This is a genomic window from Escherichia sp. WS1265 (genome assembly GCF_046487585.1).
Taxonomy (GTDB): Bacteria; Pseudomonadota; Gammaproteobacteria; order Enterobacterales; family Enterobacteriaceae; genus Escherichia; species Escherichia coli.
The window spans coordinates 21,648-41,238 of record NZ_JBJQJE010000015.1 but is presented as its reverse complement, the minus strand read 5'-3'; the positions used below and the strand labels follow the sequence as shown (position 1 = coordinate 41,238).

Here is a 19,591-nt window from a genome sequence, read left to right as displayed (position 1 = left end):
TATTCTATTTCTTATCATTTAAACTTGTTTTTTTACTAGTCCATTACACAACACATTAAGACTATTCCTAACACCTCAGGGCAAAGTTCCTGGCTAATATAAAATGCAAGTAAGAATTGAACGTTATATTGCCAATAACCTTATGAAACTGAATGTCTTTTTCTTCTTATCAAAAAAGCAATATTTTCATTTTTTGTAAATATTGACTTAACCATGGAATTCCTTTTCTGTTCACATATTGACACTCATCAGGAAAAAAAACATAAATTTAAACCTAATCGAAATAATTAAAACTTAATCTCGTTTAACCTATATTGATATGTGCTACGTATCTTATTTACTTCCGATTTACTAAAGAAACTGAATGTACCTGTAAAAATTACAGGTTTGGAAAGTAGTGACATGGCAAAATGATTACAGCAGGGACTATGAGGTTAAAAACCATATGGAATGTCAAAACCGTTCTGATAAATACATCTGGTCTCCCCATGACGCCTACTTCTATAAAGGACTATCTGAACTGATTGTGGATATCGACAGATTAATTTATCTATCGCTGGAGAAAATCAGAAAAGATTTCGTGTTTATCAATCTCAATACGGATTCTTTAACTGAGTTTATAAACCGTGATAATGAGTGGTTATCCGCGGTAAAGGGGAAACAGGTCGTATTGATTGCGGCCAGAAAGTCAGAAGCCTTAGCAAATTATTGGTATTACAACAGCAATATTAGGGGCGTGGTATACGCTGGACTGAGTCGTGATATTAGAAAAGAACTGGCCTATGTGATTAATGGCAGGTTCCTGAGAAAAGATATTAAGAAAGATAAAATCACTGACCGGGAAATGGAAATTATCCGCATGACGGCTCAGGGAATGCTGCCTAAATCGATTGCCAGAATTGAAAATTGTAGTGTGAAGACAGTGTATACCCATCGGCGTAATGCTGAGGCCAAGCTGTACTCAAAAATATATAAGTTGGTTCCGTAAACTCCAGGCAAGTTAGTTTTAAAAAATGACTCACAGGGACATCACGTCCTCAATTCAACTCGGGAAGAAAAGCAATGAAAAAAAAGGTTCTGGCAATAGCTCTGGTAACGGTGTTTACCGGCATGGGTGTGGCGCAGGCTGCTGACGTAACAGCTCAGGCTGTAGCGACCTGGTCAGCAACAGCCAAAAAAGACACCACCAGTAAGCTGGTTGTGACGCCACTCGGTAGTCTGGCGTTCCAGTATGCCGAAGGCATTAAAGGTTTTAACTCACAGAAAGGTCTATTTGACGTAGCTATCGAGGGTGACTCAACGGCTACCGCCTTTAAACTGACCTCACGTCTTATCACCAACACCTTAACCCAGTTGGATACCTCAGGTTCCACACTGAATGTGGGCGTTGATTATAACGGCGCGGCAGTCGAAAAAACTGGCGATACCGTGATGATCGATACCGCCAACGGCGTACTGGGCGGCAACCTTAGCCCACTGGCTAACGGTTACAATGCCAGCAATCGTACCACCGCACAGGATGGTTTCACTTTCTCCATCATCAGCGGCACCACCAATGGTACCACCGCAGTAACCGATTACAGCACTCTACCGGAAGGCATCTGGAGCGGCGACGTTAGCGTACAGTTCGACGCTACCTGGACCAGTTAATCTCTCTGATGTACCAGCAGGGGTACCCCCCTGCTTTATTCCTGGACGGAATTGTTATGAAAAAGCACCTTCTGCCTCTCGCTCTGCTGTTTTCCGGAATATCTCCGGCCCAGGCGCTGGATGTCGGCGATATATCATCGTTTATGAACAGTGACAGCAGCACGCTGAGCAAAACGATCCAAAACAGTACCGACAGTGGCCGCCTCATCAATATCCGTCTCGAACGGCTCTCTTCACCGCTTGACGACGGGCAGGTTATCGCAATGGACAAGCCGGATGAGTTGCTACTCACTCCCGCTAGCTTGCTGCTACCCGCCCAAGCCAGCGAAGTGATCCGCTTCTTCTATAAGGGACCAGCAGATGAAAAAGAGCGCTACTACCGCATTGTCTGGTTCGATCAGGCCCTCAGTGATGCGCAGCGCGATAATGCCAACCGCAGCGCTGTAGCCACTGCTTCCGCCCGCATCGGCACCATTCTGGTCGTCGCCCCCCGCCAGGCGAACTACCGCTTTCAGTACGCCAACGGCTCCCTGACGAATACAGGAAATGCGACGCTGCGGATCCTCGCCTACGGCCCCTGCCTGAAAGCCGCCAATGGTAAGGAGTGTAAAGAGAATTACTACCTGATGCCGGGTAAGTCGCGTCGTTTTACCCGCGTGGATACGGCGGATAACAAAGGACGGGTTGCACTTTGGCAGGGTGATAAGTTCATTCCCGTGAAATAGATAGCTGTGCAGATGGATAACGACAATGCCTTTACGACGGTTCTCCCCAGGACTGAAAGCCCAGTTTGCCTTCGGCATGGTCTTTTTGTTCGTTCAGCCCGATGCCAGCGCTGCTGACATAAGTGCGCAGCAAATCGGTGGGGTGATTATTCCGCAGGCCTTCAGTCAGGCGCTTCAGGACGGCATGAGCGTCCCGCTCTATATTCATCTTGCCGGTAGCCAGGGTCGCCAGGACGATCAGCGAATCGGCAGCGCTTTTATCTGGTTGGATGATGGACAGCTACGCATCCGGAAAATACAGCTGGAAGAGAGTGAAGATAACGCCAGTGTCAGCGAACAAACTCGACAGCAGCTGATGGCTCTGGCCAACGCCCCGTTCAATGAGGCCCTTACCATCCCCCTGACTGACAACGCGCAGCTGGATCTCAGCTTGCGCCAACTGCTGCTGCAGCTGGTGGTCAAGCGCGAAGCGCTGGGCACCGTACTACGCTCACGTAGCGAAGACATCGGGCAGTCCAGTGTTAACACCCTCAGCAGTAATCTGAGCTATAACTTCGGCGTCTATAACAACCAGTTGCGTAACGGCGGGAGCAACACATCCAGCTATCTGTCGCTGAATAACGTTACTGCGCTGCGCGAACATCATGTGGTGCTCGACGGCTCGCTGTACGGGATCGGTAGCGGTCAACAGGACAGTGAATTATATAAAGCGATGTATGAACGCGATTTTGCCGGTCACCGATTTGCCGGTGGAATGCTCGACACCTGGAACTTGCAGTCCTTAGGGCCGATGACCGCCATTTCAGCAGGGAAGATTTACGGCCTTTCCTGGGGAAACCAGGCCAGCTCCACCATCTTCGACAGCAGCCAGTCGGCCACGCCAGTGATCGCCTTTTTACCGGCGGCGGGCGAAGTACATCTCACCCGTGATGGGCGGCTACTAAGCGTTCAGAACTTCACTATGGGCAATCATGAAGTGGATACCCGGGGTCTACCGTACGGGATTTACGATGTGGAAGTTGAGGTCATCGTTAACGGTCGCGTGTTCAGCAAACGCACCCAGCGGGTCAATAAGCTGTTTAGCCGGGGGCGCGGCGTCGGTGCACCACTGGCGTGGCAGATATGGGGCGGTAGCTTTCATATGGATCGCTGGTCGGAAAACGGGAAAAAGACGCGACCAGCTAAAGAGAGCTGGCTGGCAGGTGCTTCGACCTCCGGCTCACTGAGTACGCTTAGCTGGGCGGCAACGGGATATGGATACGATAATCAGGCCGTGGGTGAAACCCGTCTGACGCTGCCGCTTGGGGGGGCGATCAACGTTAACCTGCAAAATATGCTGGCCAGTGACAGCTCATGGAGCAGCATCGGCAGCATCAGCGCCACTCTACCGGGAGGCTTTAGTTCGCTGTGGGTTAATCAGGAAAAAACCCGCATTGGCAATCAATTGCGACGTAGCGATGCCGACAACCGTGCAATCGGCGGCACACTCAACCTGAACTCACTGTGGTCGAAGCTGGGTACGTTCAGCATCAGCTACAATGATGACCGCCGCTACAACAGCCATTATTACACGGCAGATTACTATCAAAGTGTCTACAGCGGTACCTTTGGTTCGCTTGGCCTGCGGGCCGGTATTCAGCGCTATAACAACGGCGACAGCAGCGCCAATACAGGGAAATATATCGCTCTCGATCTCTCGCTACCACTGGGCAACTGGTTTAGCGCAGGGATGACCCATCAAAACGGCTACACCATGGCAAACCTGTCAGCACGCAAACAGTTTGATGAAGGAACCATTCGCACTGTTGGTGCCAATCTGTCACGAGCCATCTCCGGCGATACCGGTGATGACAAAACCCTCAGCGGTGGGGCGTATGCACAGTTCGACGCTCGTTACGCCAGCGGAACGCTGAACGTCAATAGCGCGGCGGACGGCTACATCAATACCAATTTGACCGCCAACGGCAGCGTCGGCTGGCAAGGTAAAAACATCGCTGCCAGCGGGCGGACCGATGGCAATGCTGGGGTGATATTCGACACTGGCCTAGAGAACGATGGTCAGATCAGCGCCAAAATCAACGGGCGGATTTTCCCGCTTAACGGCAAGCGTAACTATCTCCCGCTCTCTCCCTATGGAAGATATGAGGTGGAGTTACAGAACAGCAAAAACTCACTCGACAGTTACGATATCGTCAGCGGTCGCAAAAGCCATCTGACTCTCTATCCAGGCAATGTCGCTGTCATTGAGCCAGAGGTGAAGCAGATGGTTACCGTCTCCGGTCGTATCCGTGCGGAAGACGGCACACTGCTGGCTAACGCACGGATTAACAACCATATCGGCCGAACCCGAACCGATGAAAACGGCGAGTTTGTCATGGACGTGGACAAGAAATACCCCACTATCGATTTTCGCTACAGTGGCAATAAAACCTGCGAAGTGGCACTGGAACTCAACCAGGCGCGCGGTGCCGTCTGGGTCGGTGATGTGGTCTGCAGCGGTCTCTCATCGTGGGCGGCGGTGACGCAGACAGGAGAAGAGAATGAGAGTTAACCTACTGATAGCGATGATAATCTTTGCGCTAATCTGGCCTGCAGCCGCGCTCAGAGCGGCAGTGAGCAAAACAACCTGGGCGGATGCTCCGGCACGCGAGTTTGTGTTTGTCGAAAACAACTCAGACGACAACTTTTTCGTCACTCCTGGCGGGGCGCTGGATCCGCGCCTGACCGGTGCCAACCGCTGGACCGGTTTAAAATACAATGGTTCAGGAACCATCTATCAGCAAAGCCTCGGCTACATTGATAACGGTTACAACACCGGCCTTTATACCAACTGGAAGTTTGATATGTGGCTGGAAAATTCACCAGTTTCATCTCCTTTAACTGGCTTGCGCTGCATCAACTGGTACGCTGGGTGTAATATGACCACCAGTCTTATCCTGCCGCAAACCACCGACGCCAGTGGATTTTATGGCGCGACGGTGACCAGCGGCGGCGCGAAGTGGATGCACGGCATGTTGTCAGACGCGTTTTACCAGTATCTGCAACAAATGCCCGTCGGCAGCAGCTTTACAATGACCATCAATGCCTGCCAGACCTCTGTGAACTATGACGCCAGCAGCGGCGCACGCTGTAAGGATCAGGCCTCCGGCAACTGGTATGTTCGCAACGTCACCCATACGAAAGCAGCAAATCTACGGTTGATAAATACCCACTCGCTGGCGGAGGTGTTTATCAACAGCGACGGAGTACCGACTCTGGGCGAAGGGAACGCCGACTGCCGGACGCAAACCATCGGCAGCCGTTCAGGATTAAGTTGTAAGATGGTTAACTATACCCTGCAAACAAACGGACTCAGCAACACCTCAATCCATATCTTCCCGGCGATCGCCAACTCGTCGTTAGCCTCGGCCGTCGGGGCGTACGATATGCAGTTCAGTCTGAATGGCAGTTCATGGAAACCGGTGAGCAATACTGCCTATTACTACACCTTCAACGAGATGAAGAGCGCAGACTCGATCTATGTTTTCTTCTCGAGCAACTTCTTTAAACAGATGGTGAACCTCGGGATCAGCGATATCAACACCAAAGATCTGTTCAACTTTCGCTTTCAGAACACCACATCACCGGAGTCTGGCTGGTATGAATTTTCTACCTCCAACACGCTGATTATCAAACCCCGTGATTTCAGCATCAGTATTATCTCCGATGAATATACTCAGACACCGTCGCGGGAGGGATATGTCGGCAGCGGCGAGTCGGCACTCGATTTCGGCTATATCGTAACCACCAGCGGTAAAACAGCTGCCGACGAAGTGCTGATCAAGGTGACCGGACCCGCGCAGGTGATTGGCGGGCGCTCCTATTGTGTCTTCAGCTCCGATGATGGTAAGGCGAAAGTACCGTTCCCGGCGACGCTTTCCTTTATTACCCGCAGCGGAGCTACAAAAACCTACGATGCCGGGTGCGATGATAGCTGGCGGGATATGACCGATGCGCTGTGGCTGACCACACCGTGGACTGATACCTCTGGCGAAGTGGGGCAGATGGATAAGACCACAGTCAAATTTTCGATTCCAATGGATAACGCCATTTCGCTGCGTACGGTAGATGATAACGGCTGGTTTGGCGAAGTCAGCGCTTCAGGAGAGATTCATGTTCAGGCGACGTGGCGTAACATTAACTAAGGCCCTGCTGACAGTGGTCTGTATGCTGGCGGCACCTTTGACACAGGCGATTTCGGTCGGCAATCTGACTTTTTCACTGCCGTCCGAGACTGACTTTGTCAGCAAACGTGTAGTGAATAACAACAAAAGCGCACGGATATACCGTATTGCCATCAGTGCTATTGATAGCCCGGGCAGCAGTGAATTGCGCACCCGACCGGTGGATGGTGAACTGCTTTTCGCCCCCCGCCAGCTGGCGTTGCAGGCTGGTGAGAGCGAGTATTTTAAATTTTACTATCATGGTCCACGGGATAACCGCGAGCGCTACTACCGGGTCTCATTTCGCGAGGTCCCCACTCGTAACCTGACAAAACGCAGCCCTACCGGCGGTGAGGTCAGCACGGAGCCGGTGGTGGTGATGGATACCATTCTGGTAGTACGACCACGTCAGGTTCAGTTTAAATGGTCCTTCGACCAGGTGACAGGAACGGTAAGTAACACTGGCAACACATGGTTTAAGCTACTGATTAAGCCAGGATGTGATTCGACCGAAGAGGAAGGCGATGCCTGGTATCTACGTCCGGGAGAGGTGGTTCATCAGCCTGAGTTACGTCAGCCGGGGAATCATTATCTGGTCTATAACGACAAATTCATTAAGATTAGCGATTCCTGTCCGGCTAAGCCCCCTTCGGCGGACTAAGACTTATCCATCGGTCAAGGGAAGAACTCCACCTCAGAGACTCAAAAATCGTTTAAATAATGTGGAAGCGATCGTCAATGTCACCTGTAACGATGGGCTTTCTCATATGTACACCATAGTGTTCAGGAGACGCGGAAAGGTACCAGGCAGCCTGCTAACGAGTGGTTTATTCACGAATTAGTACGTAAAATCGGTAACGGCTGGAAATCATTCAATACTCACACTATCGAAAGTTCCCCAGCCAACCGCGGTACGTTCTTACATACGATGTACCGCTGTTCTCTTTACGATTTATAGCTGTACTGGTGAATTATGAGCAATCTGAATCCATGCATGACGTGTGGTGCCTGTTGTGCATTTTTCCGCGTCTCTTTTTACTGGGCCGAAGCCGACGATGCTGGCGGTACCATTCCCGCCAGGCTCACTGAACAAATATCCCCTTTTCACCGATGCATGAGCGGTACCAATCAGAAAAACCCCCGATGTATTGCCCTTGCAGGAACACCGGGCAAAAATGCCTGCTGCACGATATATAAAAATCGATCGTCCACGTGCAGAGAATTCGCCATGTCTGGTGAGAACGGAGTCGTCAATGAGGCTTGCAATCGTGCAAGAGCTAAATACGGGCTGACACCGTTATAAATATGCAATAATTAATTGCACTGCCCCGCCAGCTATAATCGCGGGGCTTCGTTTTTCAGGGATAACAAAACCCGAAACTTCTTCCATCTGCCAGCAACAATGCCTCTTCCTCTATAGTGTTCTCCGGATCTACAGCATCCTGAAGTAGCGCGATGTACTCACGGGCTATCTGCTTCAGAAAGTAAAAAGCAATGTTTTTAACCTATAAAAATGGCGCTGCATTTGCGCCATTTTTATTATTCAATGCATTATCTGTTTGAGCCTAAAGGGATCTCAGGGTCTGGCTCATGAGTAATTCTGTTTCGTAAATCTCTGCGAATAATTTCAATGGACCAGAACCAGACTAAATGTCCAAAAATTTCAGAAACATTCTCATACCACGGGAGATCAAACAGAGGTGGCGTCAGTCCCATGAGAGGGAATGAAATCATATGAACAAAAAGTTGGGCTAAAGCACCTGCCAGTAAGCCCTGCCAGAGTTTAATTTTTGGAAATACTTCAGCGACCACACAATAACCGACAGCAAACACTATCGAAAAGATAATGTGCGTAACACCAACCCAGTTAAAGACATGCCCGGCAAAGGTATAAACAGCCGCATTGGGATCTGTCAGCCCCAACCAGTCTCGAAGAAAAATATACGGAGGATTGAGAAAATTACGGGAGCAATCAATTTGCCCAGCAGCCCTGATTAATGATTCCGGGCCACACGCTGCATTAAACATATCCACCGGGCTACGTGGCGGCAATGGAACTTCAGCCCCCCACTTCACAAATGCGGAAACAACGCCAGCAATCAGCCCAATGAATGCAGCAAGACCATAACGTCTGCGGTTCGGTGGAGTTTGTTCAAATATATTCATATCTACCCTGCTTGTACCATTATGTTATACACCTCTTCAGGAGTATTCATAAAATAAGACAAATGTAAAGAACTGTATTGTTTTGTATAATGCAATGGTGACTAATCGCCAATGAATATAAGCACCATCATTTCTCCCTATTTTTATATTAAAAGTGACAACGATTTACAGGGTGATGCTGAGCTGACAATCACAGGTTTCCTTATCGGTTTTTGCATCGCACAACTAAAGCAATAAACTAGCTCCCGTCATCGGCGAATATGAATTAATTAGCCGGGCTCATAGCTGCATTCGCGTTTTAAGAATAATCCTCCTGCTCTCACCGACTATGCTTAACGTTTAAAAAAGTATCAGCACTCTCGCAACGCACTCTTATTTTCCCCTTTAGAATACCGGAGGCCTGGTATGAGCAACCAAGGCGAATACCCCGAAGATAATCGGGTTGGGAAGCACGAGCCGCACGATTTTAGTTTGACCCGTCGCGATCTGATTAAAGTCAGCGCCGCAACGGCGGCGACCGCCGTGGTTTATCCTCATTCTACGCTTGCGGCAAGCGTTCCGGCAGCTACACCCGCGCCAGAGATAATGCCCCTGACACTTAAGGTGAACGGCAAAACCGAGCAGTTGGACGTTGATACCCGAACCACGCTACTGGACGCTTTGCGTGAAAATCTGCATCTGATCGGTACCAAGAAAGGTTGCGATCACGGACAGTGCGGAGCCTGTACCGTGCTGGTCAATGGTCGAAGGCTTAATGCCTGCCTGACGCTTGCAGTCATGCATCAGGGGGCCGAGATCACCACCATTGAAGGCCTGGGTTCACCAGACCATCTTCATCCTATGCAGGCGGCCTTTATCAGACATGATGGCTTCCAGTGCGGCTACTGCACCTCCGGGCAAATTTGCTCATCAGTAGCGGTGCTAAAAGAGATTCAGGACGGCATTCCCAGTCACGTCACGGTCGATTTGGTTTCCCCTCCAGAAAGAACTGCCGATGAGATCCGTGAACGTATGAGCGGCAACATCTGTCGCTGTGGTGCATACGCTAACATCCTTGCCGCCATTGAAGACGCTGCGGGGGAGATAAAATCATGAAGGCGTTTACCTATGAACGTGTGAACACCCCTGCCGAGGCGGCACTTAGTGCTCAGCGCGTACCCGGCGCAAAATTTATCGCGGGCGGGACCAATCTGCTGGACCTGATGAAGCTGGAAATTGAAACGCCCCCCCACCTTATCGATGTGAACGGGCTCGGGCTCGATAAGATTGAAGTGACCGACGCGGGTGGGCTGCGCATCGGCGCACTGGTACGGAACACCGACCTGGCGGCTCACGAGCGCGTGCGTCGTGATTATGCGGTACTCTCCCGCGCCCTGCTCGCTGGCGCGTCTGGTCAGTTACGTAATCAGGCAACCACCGCAGGTAATCTGCTCCAGCGCACGCGCTGCCCCTATTTTTACGACACCAATCAGCCCTGCAATAAGCGCCTGCCCGGGAGCGGCTGCGCGGCACTTGAAGGCTTTAGCCGTCAGCACGCGGTGGTAGGCGTAAGCGAAGCCTGCATTGCCACCCATCCGAGCGATATGGCGGTCGCAATGCGGTTGCTGGATGCGGTAGTGGAAACCATCACGCCGGAGGGAAAGACTCGCAGTATCACACTGGCTGATTTTTATCACCCTCCGGGAAAAACGCCGCACATTGAAACCGCCCTGCTTCCCGGTGAGCTTATCGTTGCGGTGGCATTACCTCCGCCGCTCGGCGGAAAACATATCTACCGCAAGGTGCGCGATCGCGCCTCCTACGCCTTTGCCCTGGTATCGGTCGCGGCGATTATTCAGCCTGACGGCAGCGGGCGCGTCGCGCTGGGCGGAGTAGCACATAAGCCCTGGCGCATTGAGGCTGCGGATGCTCAGCTATCCCAGGGGGCGCAGGCCGTGTATGACGCGCTGTTCGCCAGCGCCCATCCCACCGCTGAAAACACCTTTAAACTCCTGTTGGCGAAGCGAACGCTTGCCTCCGTACTGGCTGAAGCGAGGGCACTGGCATGAAATTTGATAAACCCGCAGGGGAAAACCCGATCGATCAGCTGAAGGTTGTCGGTCGTCCCCATGACCGCATCGACGGACCGCTGAAAACTACCGGCACGGCACGCTACGCCTACGAATGGCATGAAGAAGCCCCCAACGCCGCCTATGGTTATATCGTCAGTTCCGCCATTGCCAAAGGACGCCTCACCGCCCTTGATACGGACGCCGCGCAAAAAGCGCCGGGCGTACTGGCTGTCATTACCGCCAGTAACGCTGGGGCACTCGGCAAAGGCGACAAAAACACCGCCAGGCTGTTAGGCGGCCCCACTATTGAGCACTATCATCAGGCCATTGCGCTGGTAGTGGCTGAGACCTTCGAACAGGCGCGAGCGGCGGCCTCGCTGGTGCAGGCGCACTATCGCCGTAATAAAGGAGCTTACTCCCTGGCGGACGAGAAACAGGCCGTCAGTCAGCCGCCGGAAGACACGCCCGATAAAAATGTTGGTGACTTTGACGGGGCTTTCACCTCCGCTGCGGTAAAGATTGATGCTACCTACACGACCCCGGACCAGAGCCATATGGCGATGGAGCCGCATGCCTCGATGGCCGTCTGGGATGGGAATAAGCTTACCCTCTGGACCTCAAATCAGATGATTGACTGGTGCCGCACCGATCTGGCAAAAACGCTGAAAGTGCCCGTGGAGAATGTGCGTATTATCTCCCCGTATATCGGCGGAGGGTTTGGCGGCAAGCTGTTCCTGAGAAGCGATGCGCTGCTGGCGGCCCTCGCCGCCCGTGCGGTGAAACGTCCGGTTAAAGTGATGCTCCCCCGCCCCACTATTCCCAATAACACCACGCACCGCCCCGCCACCCTTCAGCACTTGCGTATCGGTACTGACCAGAGCGGGAAAATCACCGCTATCTCACATGAAAGCTGGTCCGGAAACCTGCCCGGTGGCACGCCGGAAACGGCGGTACAGCAAAGCGAATTACTCTACGCAGGGGCAAACCGTCATACCGGCCTGCGGCTCGCCACGCTTGATTTGCCGGAAGGGAACGCCATGCGTGCGCCCGGCGAAGCCCCCGGTCTGATGGCGCTCGAAATCGCGATCGACGAACTGGCGGAAAAAGCGGGCATCGATCCCGTCGAGTTTCGCATCCTGAATGACACTCAGGTTGACCCCGCCGACCCGACGCGCCGCTTCTCTCGCCGTCAGCTTATCGAGTGCTTGCGCACCGGAGCGGATAAATTTGGCTGGAAGCTGCGCAACGCCACACCCGGACAGGTACGCGACGGGGAGTGGCTAGTCGGCCACGGTGTTGCGGCGGGCTTTCGCAATAATCTGCTGGAAAAATCGGGTGCGCGGGTTCACCTAGAACAAAACGGCACCGTTACCGTGGAAACGGACATGACCGATATTGGCACTGGCAGCTACACCATTCTGGCCCAGACGGCAGCGGAAATGCTTGGCGTACCGCTGGAGCAGGTTGCGGTTCACCTCGGCGATTCCAGTTTCCCGGTTTCTGCGGGTTCTGGTGGACAATGGGGCGCGAATACCTCCACCTCCGGCGTTTACGCCGCCTGTGTGAAGCTTCGCGAAATGATTGCCTCGGCAGTCGGGTTTGATCCTGAGCAGTCGCAGTTTGCCGACGGCAAGATTACCAACGGTACCCGAAGCGCCATGCTACATGAGGCCACCGCAGGCGGCAGACTGACAGCGGAAGAGAGCATTGAATTCGGAACACTGAGCAAGGAGTACCAGCAGTCGACCTTTGCCGGGCATTTTGTGGAGGTCGGCGTGCATAGCGCGACGGGAGAAGTTCGGGTCCGGCGTATGCTCGCTGTGTGTGCTGCAGGACGCATCCTGAATCCGAAAACTGCACGCAGCCAGGTCATTGGCGCAATGACTATGGGCATGGGTGCGGCACTGATGGAGGAGCTGGCGGTGGATAACCGTTTGGGCTACTTCGTTAATCACGATATGGCGGGGTATGAGGTGCCGGTCCATGCGGATATCCCAAAACAGGAGGTGATTTTCCTGGATGATACCGACCCCATCTCCTCCCCGATGAAGGCCAAAGGTGTCGGTGAGCTGGGCCTGTGCGGCGTGAGCGCGGCTATCGCCAACGCGGTGTATAACGCCACCGGTATTCGGGTACGGGATTATCCCATCACTCTGGATAAGCTGCTCGATAAACTGCCGGATGTGGTTTAAGGAGGAACAATGTCATACTCGCTTTTTGACAAAGACGAGCACTGGCATAAGCCAGAGCAGGCGTTTCTCACCGATGACCACCGGACCATTCTGCGCTTCGCCGTAGAGGCGCTAATGTCCGGTAAAGGAGCGGTGCTGGTGACGCTGGTGGAAATACGCGGCGGCGCGGCGCGCCCGCTCGGGGCTCAGATGGTGGTGCGCGAAGATGGTCGTTACTGCGGTTTTGTCTCTGGCGGCTGCGTGGAGGCCGCTGCCGCTTTTGAAGCGCTGGAGATGATGGGCTCAGGCCGCGATCGCGAAATTCGCTATGGCGAAGGTTCGCCGTGGTTTGACATCGTTCTGCCCTGCGGCGGTGGGATCACGCTGACGCTCCATAAACTACGCTCGGCACAGCCTCTGCTCGCCGTGCTGAACCGCCTGGAACAGAGAAAACCGGCGGGTCTGCGCTACGATCCGCAAGCACAATCGCTGGTGTGCCTGCCCACGCAAACCCGGACAGGCTGGAATCTCAATGGCTTTGAGGTGGAGTTCAGGCCATGCGTCAGGCTGATGATTTACGGACGTTCTCTTGAGGCGCAGGCAACCGCGAGTCTTGCAGCAGCCACAGGCTATGACAGCCATATCTTCGATCTTTTTCCGGCCTCAGCCAGCGCTCAGGTCGATACCGATACGGCGGTCATTTTGCTGTGCCATGATCTCAACCGGGAGCTGCCAGTGTTGCAGGCCGCGCGAGAAGCAAAACCCTTTTATCTCGGCGCATTGGGCAGCTATCGAACCCACACTTTACGTCTGCAAAAGCTCCACGAGCTGGGATGGTCCAGGGAGGAGACAGCGCAAATCCGGGCACCCGTCGGGATATTCCCCAAAGCCCAGGATGCGCATACACTGGCCCTCTCCGTGCTGGCAGAAGTCGCCTCTGTACGTCTCCATCAGGATGAGGATTCATGCCTGCCCCCGTCGTCCTGATCCTTGCGGCCGGGCGTGGAGAGCGCTTTCTCGCCTCCGGGGGAAATACCCATAAATTAAGAGAAAAATCTGCAGTAGCCGTTTTAGAAAATCACCTAAATCGTTTAAAAGAGCACCCAACCCATAGTGGGCGCTCATCGCCTTGTGTAACTTATTCAGCAACGCGCGCCCTCGCCGGACTAAAGCGCACCGGCCTTCTGGCGTGCGGTAACAAAGGTCAGTACGCCAGCGCAAAGGAGCAGCACGCTACTCATAGCAAACGTGCTCTGCCAGCCAAGGCGGTCAAATACGATGCCTCCTGCTGTTGATCCAAGGGCGATGGAGAGCTGAATCACCGCGACCATGAGCCCGCCTCCGGCTTCGGCGTTGTCAGGCAACGTACGCGCAATCCATGTCCACCATCCGGTTGGCGCGGCGGTGGCCAGCATGCCCCAGAGTCCTAACAGCAGCGAGACCGTCCAGACGTGATGCCCGGTCAGCATCAGACCGATAGCAATGACGGCCATCAGTCCGGGTATGGCCATCAGCGTGGGGTAGAATTTTCTGTTGAGAAATGCCGAAACAACCAGCGTGCCAATAAAACCGGCCACGCCGATAATCAGCAAAATCGACGACAAGCCTAAGGAATTAACCCGTGTCACCGACTCCAGAAACGGGCGCACATAGGTGAATAGCGCAAACTGCCCCATGAAAAACAGGCCACAAGCTATCATGCCGACCACAACCATGCGGCGGCTAAATAAGCGGAATACCGCGCCACATGAAGTGTGGCTTTTATTCGCATCCATGCTTGGCAGGCTGATGCACTGCCAGATAAAGGCGACAACCGCGATGGGCACCAGGCACAAGAAAGCGCCTCGCCATCCGACCGTAGCCCCCAGATAGCTTCCCAGCGGTGCGGCCACGACCGTCGCCAGCGCATTACCGGCGTTGAAAATTGCCAGCGCACGCGTGACCTGATGCTGCGGCACCAGACGAATCGCCGTTGCCGCTGACATCGACCAGAATCCGCCAATAGCCACACCAATCATCGCACGACCGACCATATACATCAGATAACTGGAAGCCAGCGCAATAATAAGCCCCGATACGGCCATCAGAACCGTCATCCCCAGCAGCAGGAACTTACGATTCATCTTTCCAGCTAGCGTTGAAAGCGTCAGGCTGGTCAGAACCGCCAGCGCGCCGGAGATAGCAATCCCCTGCCCTGCAAGCCCCTCCGTCACGCCTAAATCGCGGGTAATCGGCGTGAGCAGGCTGACGGGCATAAATTCAGAAGCAATCAGCACAAACACGCACAGGGTCATGGCAAAAATACCGCCCCAGTATGCGTGCTGATGATGAGGTGATGGTGTTTGGCTTAGTGTCGACATAGTGAAATTTCACAAAGATCAGGATAAAAGCCACCAGCCTATGGCCGGTGGCTTTGCATCAATTCAGGAGAGGTTTTATTTCAGTTTGGTCTGGAAAAATTGTTCGAACTTCGCGAAAGGTATTTTTCCGGCCACGTTATCGTACAGGTCCACGTGATTTGCCCCTGGTACCACCACCAGCTCTTTGTCTTTACTGCCAACCGCCTTGTAAGCATCTTCAGCAAAATAGCGTGAATGCGCTTTCTCACCGGTCACAATCAGCGTCGGAATGGTGATTTCACTGGAGTAGCTCAACAGCGGCATATTCATAAATGACAGCGGCATCGTTGCCGTCCACGCCCCGGTAGAGTTAACGGAACGTTCGTGGAAGCCGCGCGGCATGCGATAGTAGTCAAAGAACTCTTTCAGTACCGGATGAGGATTTGCCGGCAGCGTTTCTGGCAGAATGCGCTCGCCCGCACTGACCTTGCCGTTGCTGTCGACATTAATATCATGACCACCGTGAGCGAACGTTCCGCTCTGCGCATCCTTCCAGCGCTGTTCATTCAGATATTGCAGAACAGCACGACGGTCGGCGGTAGAATAACGGTCTTCGCCATCCCCCACACCATGGCCCATCGCCCGGCTCATGTCATACATCACGCTGGTAGCAACCGCTTTAACGCGGGTATCCATCGCCACGTCGTTCAGCGCCATGCCGCCCCAGCCACAAATACCGAGCAGCCCGATACGGTTGCGATCTACCTCTTTTTGCAGCCCTAAGAAATCCACCGCCGCGCTGAAATCTTCAGTGTTGATATCCGGTGAGGCGACGTTTCGCGGATAGCCGCCGCTTTCCCCGGTGTAAGAAGGATCGAACGCCAGGGTAACAAACCCTCGTTCCGCCAGCGTCTGCGCATACAGGCCGCTGGATTGCTCTTTCACCGCGCCAAATGGCCCACTGACCGCAATCGCCGCCAGCTTGCGATCGCCACGGTCTTTAGGCAGGTAAAGATCGCCCACTAAGGTGATGCCATATCGGTTCGGGAACGAGACTTTACGGTGATCGACTTTCTGGCTCTCGGCGAACGTTTTATCCCATTTATCTGTCATGGACACAGGGGCATTAGGATTGGTTGAATCAGCATAACTCATTGTCGTGACTCCACTTAATGATGCGAAAAGCAGCATGGTCGGCATCGCGGTTTTTAGCGTGCGGGTGAAGGCTTTCATAAAAATCCCCATAAAAAACAACAGAGAGATACAGGTTTCCGACGGACAACGCTGCGGTGCTTTACTTTGATGGGGTCATTATAGTGAGCAGAATTAGTGCTGATTAGGGGGCGATTAATGCTAAGATTAATACCATATTGTTATAAATTAATGTGGAGATTGCCGGCATGAAGGGGGGATGTTTCAATGGCGAAAAGGGAGAACTACAACGAGCTGTACCTGTTTATGCAGGTGGTGCGGGAAGGCAGCTTTACCGCAGCGGCTCAGCGGCTGGGTCTTGCTCAGTCAGGAGTCAGCCGTTCTGTTCGCGAGCTTGAAGAAAGGCTGGGTGTCCAGCTGCTAGTGCGCACCACGCGTAAACTGTCGCTGACACAAGCAGGCGAGCAGCTCTACCAGAAGACGGCATCTGGATTTGAAATGTTAGATCTTGGGCTTGCCACGCTGGCGCACTATCGAGAGACGCCCTCCGGCACGGTGCGTATCAATGCCAGCCAGCACGCGATTGATAAATGCCTGCTGCCAAAGCTGGCGGTATTTAAACAGAGATATCCTGATATCCGGCTTGAACTGATAAATGAGAGCCGGTTCGTCGATATCATCGAGGAAAGATTCGATGCAGGTGTCCGCCTGGGGCCTGAAGTCGGCCAGGGTATGGTCGCGGTACGCATCACGCCCGATATGGAGATGGCAATTGTGGGGACTCCGGAACATTTTCGTCGCTATGGTTTTCCGCAAACCCCGGCGGATTTAAAGGCGCATCCCTGTATCGCCTATCAGTTTGCCGACGGCAGCGTATACCAGTGGGAACTCAATCAGGATGATAAAAAAATCACTCATCGCCCTGAAGGGCAATGGGCCTTATCCGACAGCTATATGGAAGCAGAAGCCGCCCGGCTGGGCCTCGGATTGGCCTATGTTCCTGTTGAACTGGTCGCGGATGATTTAGAACACGGTAAGCTTATCAGGGTGTTGCAGCGTTACAGCCTGCGAATGGAGGGATTGTTTCTCTATTACCCTCATCGCAACGTCTCCCCCGCCCTGCGGATGGTCATTGATACATTGAAAATCTGAACGTTAATAACGACCGACTCTTCACTGTGCAAAATTGTGTCAGGTAGTCCCTCTGCGTTCAATTCCAGGGTCTGCTTTGAGCGAGAAAGAGGGGACTATCCAGCAATGGAGATCACCCAAAAGAAAAAACCACCTGGCTCCCTCGACAACCTTCATCCGGGCATTTAGCCTCAATCAACATTTTTATATCTGTCAGGTTACTTCATTATGAAAACTGATCATCATCGTTGTTTTTGTTGCAATAGTAGAATACGCGTATTTATTCCTCCATCTCTATTAATAACGGCAATAAACTGTCCACTTCACTGATATTTAAAATATGTATCCTTTTCAAGCTGTTCAGCGGCGTAAGAAAAAGTATTAATTATGAATTCGATGATTTAACCATATCTGTCTGATTGGTAATCATCCGTGATTAATGCTGGTCTATTGATTACGCCTGCATTAACCGCTTAGGGATGTATTCTTCCTGTTGATATACAGCCCTCGAAAAAGAGAGAAAATAAAACTGTGTCCAATATTAATTTACCACTCCAGACCGAAGCATCGGTGGGATTAGCAGGACGACTGGTACAGAAGGATGGTATAGCGTCATTTGTCGGGCATTCCATTGCCATAATAATGACAATTTTGAATCAATAGACATGCTTCTTGATCATGTCTTAAAAATTAGACCATGAGCCTTACGAAGCATCATTTTTACTGACTGGTATTAACTTTGCTATCATATAAACTCTATTCTTAAAAAACGCGCCCAGAATTTTATATGATTTTCCTTGTTTTGCTGCCTGTAAAGAAATTTCTTTTTCAGTGCTGTCGATGGTTGAACCGACGGCAGTAATCGTTTTGGCGACGCTACTGAAGGATATTAAAGACAGTGTAACCACAACAATTAAAGAATAGATAATATTCATGCTAATTCTCCTGACAATTGAGAGGATGAGTTTTATATACAAAGGCATTAAATATGAGTCATGTTTACTCCCTGTGAAAATAATCTTACTGTAATTAAACCTTCATCTCCTTCGGAGTGAGCAATGCATAATATAATGCATCTTGCTATTCAAAACAGTGGATATAAATTTTCCTTCCGACCTATTTAATAAAACGTGAATATAAAAGTTATTCTTCAGTTTGCAGATGCAGTAGGTCTGATGGTAATTTCGGTTGTATCAACGCTTTCGGGAGATTCAATAATATGCCTTACAGCACGGGCAATATCCGCGGGTTGAAGTGCAACAGAACGGTAGGCGTCCATTGACTTCATGGTTTCCACATGGGTAATGGTTGAAGCCAGTTCACTTTCTACAACCCCAGGATTTACGCAGGTCACACGGATTTTCGAGCTTTCCTGCCGTAAGCCATCCGAAATAGCCCGTACTGCAAATTTTGACGCGCAATAGACTGCGCCTGTGGGCACAACAGAAAGGGCACCAATAGAACCAAGATTGATTATCTGACCGGAACCCTGTGCTTCCATCACCGGAAGTACAGCGCCAATTCCCCAAAGTACACCTTTGATATTCACGTCAATAGTGAGTTCCCATTCATCTTGTTTTCCTGCTGCAAGCGGTGAAAGCGGCATAACGCCCGCATTATTGATAAGAACATCAACTCGCCCCCAGCTATCCAGCGCTGCTTGCACGAAATCTGCCATGGACTGTCGGTCTGTGACATCCAACTTGCATTTTCAGAAATGGGAGGCTGGGAGTCTATCGAAATGGTTCGTCGATATGCTCACCTCGCGCCTAATCACCTTACCGAACACGCACGGCAAATAGACTCAGTCCTGAACCCATCGGTCCCAAATTTGTCCCAGTCAAAAAAAAAGGAAGGTACTAATTATGTGTAACTTATTGATTTAAATGGTGCCGATAATAGGAGTCGAACCTACGACCTTCGCATTACGAATGCGCTGCTCTACCAACTGAGCTATATCGGCCCTGAAAGGACATGTTCACGAACGTGAATCACGGTGGACAA

Annotated in this window: 16 protein-coding genes, 1 tRNA gene and 3 pseudogenes; 14 read left to right on the top strand and 6 right to left on the bottom strand. The window is 52.0% G+C overall.

Features of this window, described 5'->3' with window-relative positions:
- The first annotated feature begins 445 nt into the window (after nt 1-445).
- The 7 genes from ecpR to ACJHX3_RS15660 all read left to right on the top strand — a co-directional run bounded on the left by ecpR (nt 446) and on the right by ACJHX3_RS15660 (nt 7,880).
- On the top strand, nt 446-988 hold the full coding sequence (gene ecpR / locus ACJHX3_RS15690; RefSeq protein ID WP_001305433.1) for an ECP biosynthesis operon DNA-binding transcriptional regulator EcpR: 543 nt from the start codon (nt 446-448) through the stop codon (nt 986-988).
- A gap of 74 nt (nt 989-1,062) precedes the next feature.
- Nucleotides 1,063-1,650: a common pilus major fimbrillin subunit EcpA gene (ecpA, locus tag ACJHX3_RS15685; RefSeq protein WP_000730972.1), complete on the top strand. Its 588-nt coding sequence runs from the start codon at nt 1,063-1,065 to the stop codon at nt 1,648-1,650.
- A 56-nt stretch (nt 1,651-1,706) separates the two neighbouring features.
- Nucleotides 1,707-2,375 carry a fimbrial chaperone EcpB gene (ecpB, locus tag ACJHX3_RS15680; RefSeq protein WP_001521922.1) on the top strand — a complete coding sequence of 223 codons (669 nt, stop codon included), beginning with the start codon at nt 1,707-1,709 and terminating at the stop codon, nt 2,373-2,375.
- A gap of 25 nt (nt 2,376-2,400) precedes the next feature.
- Entirely contained in the window at nt 2,401-4,926 is a 2,526-nt protein-coding gene (gene ecpC / locus ACJHX3_RS15675; protein ID WP_042096674.1) for a fimbrial usher EcpC, read from the top strand.
- Entirely contained in the window at nt 4,916-6,559 is a 1,644-nt protein-coding gene (gene ecpD, locus ACJHX3_RS15670; protein WP_094321710.1) for a fimbrial adhesin EcpD, read from the top strand. Before ecpC ends, ecpD begins: the two co-directional genes overlap by 11 nt.
- Nucleotides 6,528-7,238, top strand: a complete 711-nt coding sequence (gene ecpE, locus ACJHX3_RS15665; protein ID WP_001586708.1) for a fimbrial chaperone EcpE — start codon at nt 6,528-6,530, stop codon at nt 7,236-7,238. The genes ecpD and ecpE overlap by 32 nt, the downstream gene beginning before the upstream one ends.
- A gap of 312 nt (nt 7,239-7,550) precedes the next feature.
- Nucleotides 7,551-7,880 carry a YkgJ family cysteine cluster protein gene (locus tag ACJHX3_RS15660; protein WP_001303809.1) on the top strand — a complete coding sequence of 110 codons (330 nt, stop codon included), beginning with the start codon at nt 7,551-7,553 and terminating at the stop codon, nt 7,878-7,880.
- A 248-nt stretch (nt 7,881-8,128) separates the two neighbouring features.
- Here the strand turns inward: ACJHX3_RS15660 and ACJHX3_RS15655 are convergent, their stop codons facing one another.
- Nucleotides 8,129-8,743, bottom strand: coding sequence for a YagU family protein (locus ACJHX3_RS15655; protein ID WP_001019920.1), 615 nt, complete (start codon nt 8,741-8,743; stop codon nt 8,129-8,131).
- A 405-nt stretch (nt 8,744-9,148) separates the two neighbouring features.
- On the opposite strand from ACJHX3_RS15655, the gene paoA reads away from it, so the two are divergent.
- Genes paoA through paoD form a run of 4 tightly spaced genes read left to right on the top strand, consistent with a single transcriptional unit; the run spans nt 9,149 to nt 13,952 of the window.
- Nucleotides 9,149-9,838, top strand: coding sequence for an aldehyde dehydrogenase iron-sulfur subunit PaoA (gene paoA / locus ACJHX3_RS15650; protein WP_001589762.1), 690 nt, complete (start codon nt 9,149-9,151; stop codon nt 9,836-9,838).
- A complete protein-coding gene (paoB, locus tag ACJHX3_RS15645; protein WP_094321711.1) occupies nt 9,835-10,791 on the top strand; it encodes an aldehyde oxidoreductase FAD-binding subunit PaoB in 957 nt (318 codons plus the stop codon). Before paoA ends, paoB begins: the two co-directional genes overlap by 4 nt.
- Nucleotides 10,788-12,986, top strand: a complete 2,199-nt coding sequence (gene paoC, locus ACJHX3_RS15640) for an aldehyde oxidoreductase molybdenum-binding subunit PaoC (protein WP_094308340.1) — start codon at nt 10,788-10,790, stop codon at nt 12,984-12,986. The genes paoB and paoC overlap by 4 nt, the downstream gene beginning before the upstream one ends.
- A 9-nt stretch (nt 12,987-12,995) precedes the next feature.
- Nucleotides 12,996-13,952 (top strand): molybdenum cofactor insertion chaperone PaoD, encoded by a 957-nt coding sequence (paoD, locus tag ACJHX3_RS15635; protein WP_094321712.1) that lies wholly within the window; start codon nt 12,996-12,998, stop codon nt 13,950-13,952.
- A gap of 179 nt (nt 13,953-14,131) precedes the next feature.
- Here the strand turns inward: paoD and ACJHX3_RS15630 are convergent, their stop codons facing one another.
- Nucleotides 14,132-15,259 carry an MFS transporter gene (locus ACJHX3_RS15630; RefSeq protein WP_140427151.1) on the bottom strand — a complete coding sequence of 376 codons (1,128 nt, stop codon included), beginning with the start codon at nt 15,257-15,259 and terminating at the stop codon, nt 14,132-14,134.
- Nucleotides 15,260-15,400: 141 nt separating this feature from the next.
- The gene (locus ACJHX3_RS15625) at nt 15,401-16,459 is read right to left on the bottom strand and encodes an alpha/beta hydrolase (RefSeq protein ID WP_122990195.1); all 1,059 of its coding nucleotides are present in this window, start codon (nt 16,457-16,459) and stop codon (nt 15,401-15,403) included.
- Nucleotides 16,460-16,723: 264 nt separating this feature from the next.
- Between ACJHX3_RS15625 and ACJHX3_RS15620 the strand changes: the two genes are divergently transcribed.
- The gene (locus ACJHX3_RS15620) at nt 16,724-17,608 is read left to right on the top strand and encodes a LysR family transcriptional regulator (RefSeq protein ID WP_001119037.1); all 885 of its coding nucleotides are present in this window, start codon (nt 16,724-16,726) and stop codon (nt 17,606-17,608) included.
- A gap of 211 nt (nt 17,609-17,819) precedes the next feature.
- Nucleotides 17,820-17,888, top strand: a pseudogene (locus ACJHX3_RS15615) (hypothetical protein); the annotation flags it as partial.
- Between the two features lie 403 nt (nt 17,889-18,291).
- On the opposite strand, the gene ACJHX3_RS15610 reads toward ACJHX3_RS15615, so the two are convergent.
- The gene (locus ACJHX3_RS15610) at nt 18,292-18,570 is read right to left on the bottom strand and encodes a hypothetical protein (protein WP_024177850.1); all 279 of its coding nucleotides are present in this window, start codon (nt 18,568-18,570) and stop codon (nt 18,292-18,294) included.
- 167 nt (nt 18,571-18,737) lie between these two features.
- Nucleotides 18,738-19,292: pseudogene (locus tag ACJHX3_RS15605) on the bottom strand (SDR family oxidoreductase); the annotation flags it as partial.
- A gap of 9 nt (nt 19,293-19,301) precedes the next feature.
- On the opposite strand from ACJHX3_RS15605, the pseudogene ACJHX3_RS15600 reads away from it, so the two are divergent.
- Nucleotides 19,302-19,460, top strand: a pseudogene (locus ACJHX3_RS15600) (integrase); the annotation flags it as partial.
- A gap of 14 nt (nt 19,461-19,474) precedes the next feature.
- On the opposite strand, the gene ACJHX3_RS15595 reads toward ACJHX3_RS15600, so the two are convergent.
- A tRNA-Thr gene (locus tag ACJHX3_RS15595) sits at nt 19,475-19,550 on the bottom strand.
- Nucleotides 19,551-19,591 lie beyond the last annotated feature (41 nt).